The sequence below is a fragment of the Bradyrhizobium sp. Tv2a-2 genome (genome assembly GCF_000472425.1).
Classification (GTDB): Bacteria; Pseudomonadota; Alphaproteobacteria; order Rhizobiales; family Xanthobacteraceae; genus Bradyrhizobium.
In genome coordinates this window covers 34627-49307 of sequence record NZ_AXAI01000035.1, presented here as the reverse complement: position 1 = coordinate 49307, position 14681 = coordinate 34627, and the positions used below count along the sequence as shown (strand labels likewise).

Sequence of the window (14681 nt, the reverse complement as noted above, 5' to 3'; positions counted from 1 at the left end):
ATGGTGGGATGACGCGCAAGCCTCAATGCCGACCATGCACGGCGGCAGTTTCTGGAAAAATGCCAAGATGTGTCGGCGCCGCAACTGACGGCGCAAAACGACCTGGCCGGCTGCATCAACGCCGTGTACTTGAAAGACCGACTTTGCGATATCCAGACCGATCGTCGAAATTGACTGCATAGGCTGCTCCTCCGAATCGTGGAGCCTCAATCGGCACCCACTCCTTGGCGCTCTCGCGCCGGTGGAGGAGCCGTCCACAGCATCAACAACAGACATCCTGCTATTCGATCACCTCGTCAGCCCGTGAGAGCACTGTGTCTGGAATGGCTAGGTCCAGTGCCTTCGCAGTTCTCAAGTTTATCGCCAGTTCATATCTGTCGGGCGCCTGTACTGGCAGGTCGGCAGGCTGCTCGCCCTTGAGAATGCGATCGACGTAGCCAGCCGCACGGCGATGCTGATCGCGAAAACTAGGTCCGTATGAGATCAATCCTCCGGCGGCGGCAAAGAGGCCGCGCTCAAAATAGACCGCAGGCATTTTGAGTTGGGCGGCGAGCGCAATTATCAGTTCGCGATTGGCCACCGCGGAGGTGCTTGAAGTAACTATCATGCCACCGTTTGCAGAGCGAGTGAATGCCGCGACAGCGCGCTCAATGTGGGCTGGATCACGCACATCGATGGGGCGCAGGTCCACGCCGAGCGAGGGCGCCACCGATTGGATGACGGCAAACTGGCCAGTGCCCGCAGTTATCGTGGGGTCTCGTAGGACTGCCACTCGCCTGATCTTCGGTGCGACCTCCTTGAGCAGTTCGAGCCATTTGCCGGCCAAGCTATATTCGAGCATGAGGAAGCCGGTCGCGTTGCCGCCCGGTTCTGCGAGACTATCAACAAAACCGGCGCCGACTGGATCGGGAACAATCGCAAACACAATCGGAACGGTGCGGGTTGCATCCAGCAAGGCAGCCACGCTATCAGGGCCGATCGCCAGGATGACATCCGGCGCAAGCGCGGCCAATTCCGCCGCGTATTTCCGAATGCGACCGGGGTCGCTTTCACCCCATCGAATGTCGAACCGCGCATTGCGGCCATCGCTCCAGCCCAATCGCTGAAGTTCTTGGAGAAACGCCGAAAGATTGGCCTGTACCGCCAAATCGCCTTCGCCGACACCATAGAATATAGCGATGTGCCGTACCCGCTCGTTCCGCTGCGCGCGCGCCGCAACTGGCCAGAGCGTCGCCATAGCAACACCTGTGACGAATTGGCGTCGTCGCATCGTGCCTCCCAGGGACGCGAGAACCACTGCGCGCAACCTAACACATTGCGAATTACGAAATTGCTTTAAGTTGCCCCAAATCGCTGCCCGTTCTGAAGTCCGAAACGGATCACGTGCCGAAACACCCGCAACGAGCAAATCACGTCGGCTCTACCCCCGAAAGGAGACCTCAGTGAATTTGGCTGGATTGGTCGCGAAGGGGCATTTGCAGACATGCGGCCCGACAACAACGCTCCGTCGGGCCGAGTAGATCAAGGTGTCAGCTCTGACTTCAAAGTCAGCATTCGGGGGAGCCCTATCAGGTAGTAGCAACCGGCTCAATCTCATTGAACGGCCAGCGCGAAATCCCTCTTTAGCTGTTCAAGTTCACCGCGCTGTTGAGGCGTGAGGGTATCGGGTCCAAGCTTGATCTCAACTTTCTCAAGCTTGCCGGTGAATTTGAATGGCATCTGCGCATCGTACTCATCGATCACCGGCGTTCCGGTATCCTGGCCGACATCGAAGCTTTCATCGAGTGAGAACTTGCCAACTGGAGACGTGTGCTCGATCCGACTCTCGGCGACCTTCTTGCCGTCGACCGTAAGAGTGGCAAGGCCGCCTTTGCCTAACCCGCCGCCATCGTATTTGAAATCCAAAACAATGGTGTGATTGCCCGGCGCGAGCTTCTCAGTACCGGCAATGCGAGTCTTATCCGCCCGCTGGTTTGGATACTTCGTGCCATCCTGATTTGTATAGGCGTAAGCAAACATCGGCTTTCCGTCGAAGATGAGCAGACTCCATCCGCCGAATCGCCCCCCCTGGGTCGCCAGCACGCCGTTCGCTCCGCCTTGTGGGATCTCCGCATCGGCAGCAATACGGAACGACTTGTTATGTACATCGGGAGAGTTGGCCTCGGGGATACGGATCATGCCGGGGTAGTATGTGAAATCCGTCTGGCCGCGCAGGAGATTTGGACGAATTGTTGGATCCATACGGTCAGCAAAACTGGAGTCGAGCGGTAGTACATTGTATTTGACCGCTTCGATCAAAAAGCGGGATTGCATATCGTGGAGCTTTTCGGGGTTATCCTTCGCGATGTTGTTGGCTTGGCTGAAATCGTTGGCGAGATTGTACAGCTCCCACTGGTAGGCATCAGGGTCAGGCGCCGCGCCTATGGTCTCCCAAGGCAGACGCGCAGGAGTGGTGCTGGCGATCCAGCCATCGTGATAGATCGCGCGATTGGCTGTCATCTCGAAATACTGGGTCGCGTGCCGCGTCGGAGCCTTCGCATCGTCGAAGGTATAGACCATGCTAACCCCCTCTAACGGCTTCTGTGGTGTTCCGTTCAGTAGCAGCGGCGCTTGTATGCCGGCTGCTTCCAGTACGGTCGGTACGACGTCGATGACGTGGTGGAATTGGGAACGGAGTTCTCCACCCGCCTTAATGCGATTTCGCCAACTAATGACCAATCCATTCCGCGTCCCGCCAAAATGCGAGGCTACCTGCTTGGTCCATTGGAACGGCGCGTCCATCGCGTGGGCCCAACCGATGGGATAGTGATTGTAGGTTCGATCGCTCCCCAGCTGGTCCATCATCGAAACGAGAAACTCAATAGACTCAGGCGCGAACTGCCCAGAGACTTCGTTGGTTGTCCCTTGCATCGTGCCTTCAGCGCTGGCGCCGTTGTCTCCCTCAAGATAGATGATGAGCGTGTTGCCGAGTTGTCCGGCTTGCTCAAGAGCATCGATGACGCGACCGATCTCATGGTCGGACTGAGCCACGGTGGCGGCATAAACCTCCATCATACGCGCATAGACCTTCTTTTGATCGTCGCCCAGCGAGTCCCAAGCTGGGATCTCCTTTGGTCGCGGGGTAAGTACCGTGCCGACCGGTACGACTCCGAGGCTGATCTGGCGTGTCAAGGTCTCCTCGCGCACCTTGTCCCAACCTTTGTCGAACTGCCCCTTGAACTTGGCGATCCAGTCTTTGGAAGCCTGATGCGGAGCGTGACTGTTTCCCGGAGCGAAATACAGGAAGAAGGGCTTGTTTGGAGCGGCCGCGTGCTGCGTGCGTATCCAGTTGATTGTCCGATCGGCCAAATCACGAATTAAGATGTAGTTCGGGTCGCCAAATGGCGGCAACACTGGTGTCGTATTCTCAAATAGCGCGGGATGAAACTGGTCCGTATCACCGCCGAGAAAGCCATAGAAATATTCAAAGCCCAGGCCACCGGCCCACTGATCAAACGGCCCTCCCGGACCTTGCATCCACTCTGGAACGAGGTGGTGTTTGCCGAACCACGCTGTGTTGTAGCCGTTGTCTACGAGAATGTTGCCGACAGTGCCGGCGCTCTTGGGTATGATCGATGTATAACCTGGATATCCCGTAGCGAACTCCGTGATGTTGCCCATGCCGACGCTCTGATGGTTGCGTCCGGTGAGAAGTGCAGCACGGGTTGGAGAGCACAGTGCAGTGGTGTGGAACTCGTTGTACTTCAAGCCGCTCTTCGCCAGGCTATCGAGCGTCGGCGTTGGAATCGGTCCGCCGAAAGTACTAGCGGCGCCAAAACCAGTGTCGTCGGTCATGATGAGCAAGACATTGGGGGCACCCTTCGGCGCAGTGACGTCCTTCGGGAAATCTGGCGTCGATTCGCTTGCCTTGCGACCAATAGCCCCCCTGAATTGTGGCTGCGGGACAGGAAGCACTGCCGAGCTTCCTGATGGAAGTGTGATTTGGTCGGAAGACGACGACTGCTGCGCAAGTGCAGGATAGAGTCCCGCCGCGAGCGTCGTCCCGAAGCAGAACGCTGCAAGAAGTGAGAGAAACTGTTTTGAGAGCGAAGATGATTTTTTTGATGGAAGAGTCGGGAAAGATGGAACTCCATTCATGAGACCCTCCTTGACCGTCGTGCTTTGTTCCCCCTTCGCTGCCTGCCGGCAGAGTGAGGCATCAGGTCGAAGAGAAATCCAGCGCTACGCAGTTCCATTGATTTAGATCAATAGATGTCGGCTGCGGGTCCATTTGCGTCGCTGTCCCTCAAACGCGTGCAACCGCCGATGTCTGCTTGACCCCGGAAGATTGCGTTGCCACGAAATGACGCGAAGGGGCCAGAAGCTGACATTCACAAGCAAGGGCGAACTCAACGACTTCCTCAACGGAGAGGTCGCGAAGCATGGATGCCAAGAGCAAGGGCTCGCCGTTACTATGCGCCCCGTTGCTGGATGTTGCCGGCTGCATCCCGAATGACTTCGTACACGCGCCGAGGCTGGGAAAGCATCGGCACGTGACTTGTTGCAAGTTCCGTAACCTTGGCGTTCATGCGCTTGGCCAAGAAGCGCTGCAGCTCGGGCTGTATGGTCCGATCCTCAGAACCGACAATGTAAGATGTCGGCTTGAGCTTCCAGGCGGCACCTGGAACGGGTTGACCAAAAAGATCAGCTAGTGGCGCCATTTGCGTAGCCCAAACAAGTTGCTGCTCGGGTTCCGGCAGGTCGCCTGCAAATTCGGGAACGCCGGATGGACGAAGCCATATGCGCCCGTCTGTCACTTCGATGTGCTGGAAAATAGGCGTGGCCGGGTACTTGTTTTGGTCGACAAGCGTTGTGTCGCCGTCCTCCGGTGCAAACGCGCATATATAAACGAGCGCTGCCACACGGTTGTCAGTCCCAGCTGCCGTGATGACAGTGCCACCGTACGAATGACCGACGAGAACGACAGGACCGCTGGCGCGAGCGAACGAGGTTCGTACTGCCGCCGCGTCGTCAGCAACGGTGTTGAGATGGTTTTGTGTCGAGATCACTTGAAAGCCATGCGCCAAGAGCAGCGGGATCACCTTGCTGTAACATGATCCATCAGCCCAAAGGCCGTGTGCAAAGACGATGGTGGGCTTGTCGGACATCTTAAACCTCCGAATGTTGACGAGACGGCGTGCAGCCGGCCATGGCGAAAGAGATGGAGTTACACGTAAACGTCCCAGGCCAAACGTGCCGGGGGTCAAGCGGCGATGTTCAATCCGCAAATCCGGCAATTGCAGGGGAAGGTGAAGGTGGGCGCTCCCCTTGTATCTCTGATCATGTATCGGAAACGAGATGGCTTGGGGAGCTTTCGTCGAGCATCATCATGACCTCCGCTTCTGTTGCGGCGAGCCCCCCGGAACGTAGCGCTATCGATGCGGTGAACAGTCGCAGTTCAGATCGGCGTTCGCAAGGTGATGCATGGACGCACCGATACGCCGGTTCCCCAGGGCCGGAGCTTACCTATGTTAAAAGCAAGTTCTCCTCTCCAGCTATTTGAAATCGATGCCCATCTGACCTTTATGAGTATCCGCTGTCCGATCGCTGCAATAAGGCTCGCGCCGACGAGCAATATTTCTCGGAGACTCCGAGACTGATTTGCCCGTCGAGCGCCGGTGCGGAGCTCCCGTCAAGGACGTCGGGCAAAAATAATTCTGTTTATCGAAATTAAAATTTGGCGTATGGTGCCTATCCCGTCTCGACACGAGGGACGTATCGCGGTCGTCACGACACGTGAGGCGGGGATGCGGTGGACGCGGATGCGCTGACTGACGAGCGGCGTTTTTCGCGGACGGCGAAATCGTGTGGTCCTGGCGCGCCCATGCAGGCGTCAAGTTCGCGGGTGATGCTTGCGCATCACGCGGATGACGGTGGCAAACGCTGGTTCACCGGGGAGAGCCCGTATAAGCCGTAAACCACTGCGCAGGGAAGGCCGGAGTGGTTCCGCCTGTACCTGTGGTCACGCGCCCTTTGCGCAATTCTTTCTGGCGCGAGGGCCCCGGGTGCAGCGGTCACCCGGTCTTCCCTGTGCCCTCGGCTTTTCGAGGGTGATCGGTTGGCAAAACTCGGGCGAATGCCGTTGCGAGGACGTGCAATCGTGTCTTCGCTCCGCCGGCGATGACAGCCGAATGGCTCGATCGTACGATGGGTAGAGCGCAGCGAAACCCGTCGCGGCCGCCAGCATACGATGGGTTTCACTGATCTTATGGGCCAAACCAAAGAGATCGCCATGAACAGAATATCGCTATTCCTGCTGATCCCATTGCTTGCTGTTACACCCTGCACGGCCGCCGATCTGAGCGCGGCCACAAAAGCGCGGGCCGCAGAGACCTCTCAAATTCCAGCTGGTCCGCTGGGTACGTGCAGGATCTACGTCCAGGGACGGTACTCGGCCTGCAAACTCACGACCGAACCCGTGTGCCAGAGGCTGTCGGAGGTCTGGCACAAGCCGCGTTATGCCGTCACGCTGCGGCGATGGTACGCGCTTCCCGACGGCGTGGCTTGGGACATGCCGCCCTGCTGAGCGCCGGACGGCGTGGTGTGGTGTGGTGTTCGAAGGTTGAATCGGAATGCAGCCACGATGTCGTCCCGGCGCAGGCCGACCATAACCACAGGCCGTCGTTGGTGCGCGACCGAGTGCCACGGAAAGACTCCGCGGTATGGGTCCCGACGACCGGGGAACGCGGTGGGGCTCACCCCAGCCGCTGATCCCTTGCATCGTTCGTCGTCTCGCTCGCCACGGAGGCGGCGGCGAGGGCAGCGCCCTTGCGGCTGGAGATGGCGACCGCCTTGCGGCCCGAAATTTCGTGGCCGGCGTCGTCGGGCATCTGCCAGAAGAAGTAGGAGGAGGCAGCCGAAATCAGGGAGACCACCAGGAAGGCGGGCGCGAAGACAGTGGCGTCGAACTCGGTCGCGTGGCGCAGCCACATCGTGGTCTCCACCGAAAAGGCACCGACCGCGACGCCCGCGGAAACTGCGAGCTGCTGGTTGACGCTGACGAGAGTGGTAGCGCGGCTCATCTGCGGTGGTTCGACCTCGGCATAGGCGACAGTATTGATGGCGGTGAATTGCAGCGAACGGAAAAAGCCGCCGACCACCAGGATGATCATGATCAACAGCAGCGGCGTGGAGACCGTGAACAGCGCGCAGGCAGCCAGAAACAGCGACGAGACCACCGCGTTGACGGTCATCAAGTTGCGGAAGCCGAAGGCGCGGATGATGCGCGCGGCCAGGGTCTTCATGCCCATCGCGCCGACGGCGGAGGCGAAGGTGACGAGGCCCGACTGGAACGGCGTCAGCCCGAAACCCACCTGCATCAGGAGCGGCAGCAGGAAGGGCAGCGCGCCGATGCCGAGCCGGAACATGAAGCCGCCGACGATCGCCGCGCGCAGCGTCGACAGCCTTAGCAGGGAGAAGTCGAGCACCGGCGATCCCGTTCGCCGCGCGTGGATCACATAGAGCGCCATCGAGACCGAACCGACCCCGACCAGCGCCGCCACGACACTCCAGGGCAACAGATTAAGCCCTGCCACCGACAGGCCGAAGGCGATGCCCGCCAGCCCGATACCGGCCAGCACCAGGCCATAGAGATCGAAGCGCTCGGGATCCTCGCTCTTGATCGGATCGATGAACTTCAGCGCCATGAAGATGCCGAGCAGCCCGATCGGGATGTTGATCAGGAAGATCCAGTGCCAGGAGAAATAGGTGGTGATGAAGCCGCCTAGCGGCGGCCCGATCACGGGTCCGATCAGCGCCGGTACGGTGACCCAGGTCATCGCATTGACCAGCGCGCTCTTGTCGATCGTGCGCAACAACACAAGCCGGCCGACCGGTGTCATCATCGCCCCGCCCATACCCTGCAGGATGCGGGCGATTACGAAGTCGGTGACCGAGGATGATATCGCGCAGCCGATCGAGCCCATTATGAAGACGCCGACAGCCATCGCAAACACGATGCGCGCGCCGAAACGGTCGGCGGTCCAGCCGCTCGCAGGGATGAACACCGCGAGCGACAGGAGGTAGGATGTGATGGCAAGCTTGAGGGTGAGCGGGCTCGTGCCGATGTCGGCGGCAATTGCTGGCAGCGATGTCGCAATCACCGTTGAGTCCATGTTCTCCATGAACAGGGCCGTGGCGACGATAAGCGGAATCACGCGTTGCTTGTTCATTTTGGAGAAAATCGGACTAAAAATGGGGGCAGAAAAAGCGCTGTATCATCCCCTCGGTCCTCCGACTATTGCGGAACCCGCATGGCCACCTAAATCCTGCGGGACGCGGCACTCGCCGCCGGAGCACTCTCGATGATCTACGTCCTTGCAGCGCTGTTGCCCCCGATTGGCCTGCTCTTCAACGGGCAGCCGTTCTCGGCAATCTTTAATGTCGTTTTGATCGTCTTTTGCGCCATTTTCGGGCTGGTTTTCCATGTCTTGCTGCTGGTCCCGTCGGCGCACGCAGTCATCGCGGTGCACATGAAGCGAGAGCAGCGGCGGCACCGCGAGGTGGTGGAGGCGATCCGCCGGCATGGGCCGCCGCCCGGCTATTCCCGCTATTGAGTGGGGAGCAAAGCGGCGAAAGGGGTTCCCGAAAAGCCTGTATGACGCTTTGATTCGTCACAGGCCCGTGCTATCGACCGCCGTCAACCCCATCGATGGGCACCGATTCGACGGCGTGGCCTTGTGCTTCGCCGGAGGCAGTGTTCATCCCCAGGACTAGCGGCCGGACGGCCGAGAAAAGGAGTTGGCAATGGCAATGGTGCAGGCGCTTCAGGGCATCCGCGAAGCCTACACATTCGACGATGTGCTCCTGAAACCCGGCCTTTCGGACGTGCTGCCCGGCGAGGTGGACATCCGCTCCCACGTCACCCGCGCCATCCCCCTGAACATCCCGATCATTGCCTCGGCCATGGACACCGTGACCGAGGCGCGGATGGCGATCGCCATGGCGCAGGCGGGTGGGCTCGGCGTCATCCACCGCAATTTCGACATCGAAGGCCAGGCCGCTCAGGTGCGGCAGGTGAAGAAGTTCGAATCCGGCATGGTGGTCAATCCGCTGACCATAGCCCCCGATGCGACGCTTGCGGACGCGCTCGCCCTGATGAGCAATCACGGCATTTCCGGCATCCCCGTAGTGACCGGCGGTGGCAACAACAAGCCCGGCAAGCTGGTCGGCATCCTCACCAACCGCGACGTGCGCTTCGCCACCGATCACAGGCAAAAAGTCTCCGAGTTGATGACGCATGAAAACCTCGTCACCGTACGCGAGGGCGTCGGCCAGGACGAGGCGAAGCGGATGCTGCACAAGCACCGCATCGAGAAGCTGCTGGTCGTCGACGAGCAATATCGCTGCGTCGGCCTGATCACCGTGAAGGACATCGAAAAGGCGGTCGCCCATCCGCTGGCCGCGAAGGATGCGCAGGGGCGTCTGCGGGTCGCGGCCGCGACCACGGTCGGCGAGGGCGGTTTCGAGCGCACCGAGCGGCTGATCGATGCCGGCGTCGACCTGATCGTGGTCGATACCGCGCACGGCCATTCCTCGCGAGTGCTGCAGGCGGTCAATCGCATCAAACGGCTCTCCAATTCGGTACAGGTGATCGCCGGCAATATCGCGACCGAAGAGGGCGCGCAGGCGCTGATCGATGCGGGTGCCGACGCGATCAAGGTCGGCATCGGGCCGGGCTCGATCTGCACAACGCGCATCGTCGCCGGCGTCGGTGTGCCGCAGCTCACCGCGATCATGGACGCGGTGGAGGCGGCGAAGAAGGCCAATGTCACCGTGATCGCCGATGGCGGCATCAAATATTCAGGCGACCTTGCGAAAGCGCTCGCCGCCGGCGCCGATATTGCCATGGTCGGCTCGCTACTCGCCGGCACCGACGAGACGCCGGGCGAGGTGTTCCTGTGGCAGGGCCGCTCCTACAAGGCCTATCGCGGCATGGGCTCGGTCAGTGCGATGGCGCGCGGCTCGGCCGACCGCTACTTCCAGCAGGACATCAAGGACACGCTCAAGCTCGTGCCTGAAGGTGTCGAGGGCCAGGTGCCCTACAAGGGCCCGGTCGGCAATGTCATGCACCAGCTCGCCGGCGGTTTGCGCGCGGCGATGGGCTATGTCGGGGCGAAGAACATCGAGGAGTTTCACAAGAAGGCACAGTTCGTGCGCATTACCGGCGCGGGCCTTCGCGAGAGCCATGTGCACGACGTCGCGATCACGCGCGAAAGCCCGAACTATCCGGGCGGGGTGTAAGGTAGGGCGCAATCGTCCCGGGGCGCGTCGAAGATGCGAACCCGGAATCTCGAGATTCTCAGGTGCGCAATTGCGCACCATAGTTCGGTACTTTCACACCGCCCCGGAATGACGGTGCCAAATTCAGATAATCAGGGAGGAAACCATCATGGCCCAGGGCCAACGCATCGTTTTGGCATCGCGTCCTGTCGGTGAGCCGAAGCCGTCTGACTTCCGCGCCGAGACCTACGACGTGCCGACGCCGGGACAGGGCGAAGTCCTGCTTCGCACCATCTGGCTGTCGCTCGATCCCTATATGCGCGGGCGCATGAGCGATGCGGCCTCCTACGCCCAGCCGGTGCCGGTTGGCGGCGTCATGGAAGGCGGCACGGTGAGCGAGGTGATCGCCTCCAACAATCCAGGCTTCGCCAAGGGCGACATAGTGCTGTCGCGCGCGGGCTGGCAGACGCACGCGCTGTCCGACGGCAAGGGGCTCGCCAAGATCGACCCCAAGCTCGCGCCGATCTCGACCGCCGTCGGTGTGCTCGGCATGCCCGGCATGACGGCGTATACGGGCCTGCTCGAGATCGGCAAGCCAAAGACCGGCGAGACAGTGGTGGTCGCCGCGGCCTCGGGCGCGGTCGGCTCGGCCGTCGGCCAGATCGCTAGGATCAAGGGTGCCCGCGCACTCGGCATTGCCGGCGGCAAGGACAAATGCGACTACGTGAAGCGCGAGCTCGGCTTCGACGAATGCCTGGATCACCGCGATCCCAATCTCGCCGCCAGGCTGAAGGACGCCTGTCCCAAGGGTATCGACGTCTATTTCGAGAATGTCGGCGGCGCGGTATTCGAGGCGGTATTCCCGCTGCTCAACGCGTTCGCCCGGATTCCGGTGTGCGGCCTGATCGCGCACTACAACGACACCGAGGCCCATCAACCGAAATGGGCAGCGAGCATGATGCGCACGGTGCTGACCAAGCGGCTGACCATCCGCGGCTTCATCGTGTCCGACTTCGCCGCGATGCACGCGGATTTCCTGCGCGACATGTCGGGATGGGTGCGCGACGGCCGGGTGAAGTACAAGGAGTTCATCACCGAGGGGGTCGAGAGTGCGCCGCAAGCGCTGATTGGTCTGCTCAAGGGTGCCAACTTCGGCAAGCAGCTGGTGCGCGTCGGACCGGAGAAGGCGTGAGGCTTCGGAACCCGGCAGAATTCACGTCGCGTTGAACAGCGCACTGAAACCTGGGGTCGGGCTGGCCGTTGGCTTCTCACGAAAGGAGGAGCCAATGACCAGATTGAAACTCGCCGCCGCAGCGGTTGTCGCCACCGCGGCGTTTGCAACGCCGGCCATGGCGGGCTGGGAGGCCACCCAGGAGCCGGGCGCGGTCGGCTTCAACTATCCCGACTCGCACTACCTGACCGGCGGCTATGGCGTGCGTGCGTCGCCGGGACCGGGATTCTACTTCCGCCATCCCGCGCCGCGCGCAATGTATGAGATACCGGTGCCGGCGTACGGCTATTATGGCTATGGCGGTCCGGTCGGTCCGACCTACTGGGGTGAACCCTATTAGAGCGTTTCGCGTGAAGAAAACGCGCCAAAACAAGAATCCAGAGCTTCGATTCAATCAGGACCGAAGCTCTGGCTCGGACGAGAACCCTAGTCCCGCGCCTTGAGCAACTCGTCGAGGTCGATATCGATCTGGCCGGGCGCGCGCATGTGACGGACCTCGAAGGCGTCGGGCTGGAATCGGTACTCGACCAGCCCGACCTCCTTGATACCGATCCGCTCCTGCCGCTTGTCCGAGATGATGAAGCCCGCCGACGGCGCCCAGATATGTCTGATGCCGTGCCAGGTGAAATCCCGTCGTTGATGGACATGGCCGCTCGCCACCAGGCGCACATTGGCGGTGCGCAGCATCTCTGTCAGCCGGCGCCGGGCCGGGAAGGGGACGTAGCGGATGGCGGTGGCCTCGAGTTCGGGATCCTCCGGTGTGTTGAGGAAGATCGGCTTGTGCAGGAACAGCGCAACCGGCCTGCCACCGCTCATGGCAAGCTCGGACGCCAGCCAGTCGAACTGCTCGGCTTCGGCGACCAGACCGGAATTCATCACCAGCGAGTTCAACCCGACAAAGCACCAGCCTGCCGCCTCAAAGCGCCAGCGGTCGTCGCCGAACGCTGCGATATAGGCCTGCCGATCTCGCTCGTTGACAGGGCACTCGGGGGCGGCGCCAACCTCGGTCGGGTTGTCGCCGATATCGTGATTGCCAGGCAAATAGCGGCAGGGGACGGGCAGCGTATCGTGTAGTGCGCGCGCAAATTCCAGGTTATCGGCGTGGCTTGGCGCGTCGAACGCGAGGTCGCCGGAGTTGATCACGAGGTCGGGCCGCGTCGCCTCGATGTGGTCGGCAACCCTCTCGAAATTGGAGGTGAGCTTGGTCAGGCGGCGCGCGAGATGGGTATCGGAAATCTGCGTCAGTCGAAATTCGTTCATGGGTCAAATCCCCCCGCGCCAGCATAATACCGCCGGGCATCGGAATCATGACGCGCCCCGGTGTTTGTTGTCAGGCAGGCCGGCGATCGGCTATTGAGGCAGGCGCGCTGCCGTGGGAGTGGATTCTAATGTCAATTCAAATGGTTCTGCTGCCGCTATTCGTGCAGATCGGCCTCACCTTCGCGCTGTTGATCGGTATGGTCAGCCTGCGCCGGCAGACGTTGGTCAGCGGAGACCAGGATTCGCGATATCGCACTGGGCCAGCCGAACTGGCCTGTCCGTGCCACGCAGATCGGCAATTGCTACCGCAACCAGTTCGAGCTGCCGGTGCTGCTCTATGTCCTGATCGCGCTGGCATTGCCGCTGCGCCATGCCGATCTGTTCATCGTGCTGATGTCGTGGGTGTTCGTCGTCACCCGGCTGGTCCACGCCGGGGTGTTCGTGACCTCCAACGATCTGGGCCGCCGGTCCATGGCCTGGATCGCCAGCGCGCTTGTGTTGCTCGTGATGTGGCTCTATTTCGCCCTCAAGATGCTGTTGTTGATCTAAGCGGTTGCCACCGCTTCCAAACCTGAAAGATCGAGATGACCCCCGCTGCCCGGCTGTCCGCGGCGATCGATGTGATCGAGACCATTGAAACTGCGCGCATTCCAGCCGCCCAGGCGCTGAAGGAGTGGGGAATCGCCCATCGCTTCGCCGGCTCCGGCGACCGCGCTGCGATCGCGGGTCTGGTCTGGGACGTGCTGCGCCGGCGTGCCTCCAGCGCCTATCTGATGGACGACGACAGCGCCCGCGGCCGTGCGCTCGGCATGCTGAGGCTCGAGCGCGGGCTCGATGTCGAGAACGTCGCAGCCCTGTGCGATGGCGGCCGCTACGCGCCGGCTCCTCTCAGCGAGGCTGAGCGCAAGGCCCTGAGCGAGCGCACATTGGAAGGTGCGCCGCCGCCGGTCGCCGGCGACTATCCGGAATGGCTCGACCCCTATCTCGAGCAGGCCTTTGGTGCCGATCGGGTCGCGGAGGCCACCGCGATGGCGAGCCGGGCGCCGCTCGATCTTCGCGTCAACACGCTGAAGGCCAAGCCCGACAAGGTGCAGGCCGCGCTGGCGCATCTGGGCGCGAGACCCACGCCGTTCTCGCCGCTGGGCCTGAGGATCGAGTTATCGGCCGGCGCCAGGAATCCGGGGGTCCAGGCGGAGGAGGCCTTCGTCAAGGGCCTTGTTGAAGTGCAGGATGAGGGCTCGCAGATAGCAGCGTTGTTTTCGGCAGCAAAACCGGGCGAGCAGGTGATCGACCTCTGCGCCGGCGCCGGCGGCAAGACGCTGGCACTCGCCGCCATGATGCAGGGCAAGGGCCGATTGATTGCGACCGACCGCGACAAGCGCCAGCTTGCACCGATCCATGAGCGTCTGTCGCGCGCCGGTGTCCACAATGCGGAGGTACGCGCGCCCAAAGGCGAGGCCGATCCGCTCGTCGATATCAAGGCCTCCGCGGACCTTGTCCTGATCGACGCGCCGTGCACGGGAACCGGAACCTGGCGGCGTAACCCGGACGCCAAATGGCGGATGCGGCCCGGCGCGCTTGAAATCCGCTTGAAGGATCAGGCCGAAGTGCTTGATCGGGCGGCTGGCCTGGTCAAGCCGGGCGGGCGCATCGCCTATGTCACATGCTCGGTGCTCCCGGCCGAGAACGGCGAGCAGATCCGCAGCTTCCTGGACCGGCATGCCGAATTCACGCTGGCCGCGCCGGCGGAGACGGTCACGGTGCTCTGGGACAAGGCTGAGGATTTCGCGGGAGCCGCCCTGCGGACCCCCGAGGGCTGGCTGATGACCCCCCGCCGCACCGGAACGGACGGCTTCTTCGTCTCGATCCTGCGCCGCAAGGGCTGACTGCGGGGGACTGACCCGATCAAAACACGTGGACGGCGTGCCAA

General features: G+C 61.6%; 11 protein-coding genes and 2 pseudogenes. 7 read left to right on the top strand and 6 right to left on the bottom strand.

The window, feature by feature from the left end; genetic code table 11:
* From A3AI_RS49125 to A3AI_RS0138160, 4 genes and pseudogenes are all read right to left on the bottom strand, one after another.
* Positions 1–180, bottom strand: a pseudogene (locus tag A3AI_RS49125) (IS110 family transposase); the annotation flags it as partial.
* A 100-nt stretch (positions 181–280) separates the two neighbouring features.
* Positions 281–1237 carry an ABC transporter substrate-binding protein gene (locus A3AI_RS0138170; protein ID WP_051382718.1) on the bottom strand — a complete coding sequence of 319 codons (957 nt, stop codon included), beginning with the start codon at positions 1235–1237 and terminating at the stop codon, positions 281–283.
* A 356-nt stretch (positions 1238–1593) separates the two neighbouring features.
* Positions 1594–4137, bottom strand: coding sequence for an arylsulfatase (locus tag A3AI_RS0138165; RefSeq protein ID WP_084801181.1), 2544 nt, complete (start codon positions 4135–4137; stop codon positions 1594–1596).
* Positions 4138–4451: 314 nt separating this feature from the next.
* Positions 4452–5147 carry an alpha/beta fold hydrolase gene (locus A3AI_RS0138160; RefSeq protein ID WP_024520548.1) on the bottom strand — a complete coding sequence of 232 codons (696 nt, stop codon included), beginning with the start codon at positions 5145–5147 and terminating at the stop codon, positions 4452–4454.
* A 1124-nt stretch (positions 5148–6271) separates the two neighbouring features.
* Here A3AI_RS0138160 and A3AI_RS0138155 point away from each other — a divergent pair.
* Positions 6272–6565: a hypothetical protein gene (locus A3AI_RS0138155; protein WP_156928131.1), complete on the top strand. Its 294-nt coding sequence runs from the start codon at positions 6272–6274 to the stop codon at positions 6563–6565.
* A 169-nt stretch (positions 6566–6734) separates the two neighbouring features.
* Here the strand turns inward: A3AI_RS0138155 and A3AI_RS0138150 are convergent, their stop codons facing one another.
* Entirely contained in the window at positions 6735–8210 is a 1476-nt protein-coding gene (locus A3AI_RS0138150) for a DHA2 family efflux MFS transporter permease subunit (RefSeq protein WP_024520546.1), read from the bottom strand.
* 132 nt (positions 8211–8342) lie between these two features.
* Here A3AI_RS0138150 and A3AI_RS0138145 point away from each other — a divergent pair, with 132 nt between their 5' ends.
* From A3AI_RS0138145 to A3AI_RS0138130, 4 genes are all read left to right on the top strand, one after another.
* A complete protein-coding gene (locus A3AI_RS0138145; RefSeq protein ID WP_024520545.1) occupies positions 8343–8594 on the top strand; it encodes a hypothetical protein in 252 nt (83 codons plus the stop codon).
* A 190-nt stretch (positions 8595–8784) separates the two neighbouring features.
* Positions 8785–10281 carry an IMP dehydrogenase gene (guaB, locus tag A3AI_RS0138140; protein WP_024520544.1) on the top strand — a complete coding sequence of 499 codons (1497 nt, stop codon included), beginning with the start codon at positions 8785–8787 and terminating at the stop codon, positions 10279–10281.
* Between the two features lie 148 nt (positions 10282–10429).
* On the top strand, positions 10430–11452 hold the full coding sequence (curA, locus tag A3AI_RS0138135) for an NADPH-dependent curcumin/dihydrocurcumin reductase (RefSeq protein ID WP_036051274.1): 1023 nt from the start codon (positions 10430–10432) through the stop codon (positions 11450–11452).
* A 94-nt stretch (positions 11453–11546) separates the two neighbouring features.
* On the top strand, positions 11547–11831 hold the full coding sequence (locus A3AI_RS0138130) for a hypothetical protein (protein ID WP_024520542.1): 285 nt from the start codon (positions 11547–11549) through the stop codon (positions 11829–11831).
* A gap of 86 nt (positions 11832–11917) precedes the next feature.
* On the opposite strand, the gene A3AI_RS0138125 is transcribed toward A3AI_RS0138130, so the two are convergent.
* Positions 11918–12751, bottom strand: a complete 834-nt coding sequence (locus A3AI_RS0138125; protein ID WP_024520541.1) for a metallophosphoesterase family protein — start codon at positions 12749–12751, stop codon at positions 11918–11920.
* Between the two features lie 128 nt (positions 12752–12879).
* On the opposite strand from A3AI_RS0138125, the pseudogene A3AI_RS44395 reads away from it, so the two are divergent.
* Positions 12880–13300 (top strand): annotated as a pseudogene (locus A3AI_RS44395) (MAPEG family protein).
* Between the two features lie 35 nt (positions 13301–13335).
* Positions 13336–14637, top strand: a complete 1302-nt coding sequence (locus A3AI_RS0138115) for an RsmB/NOP family class I SAM-dependent RNA methyltransferase (RefSeq protein WP_024520540.1) — start codon at positions 13336–13338, stop codon at positions 14635–14637.
* Positions 14638–14681: the final 44 nt, after the last annotated feature.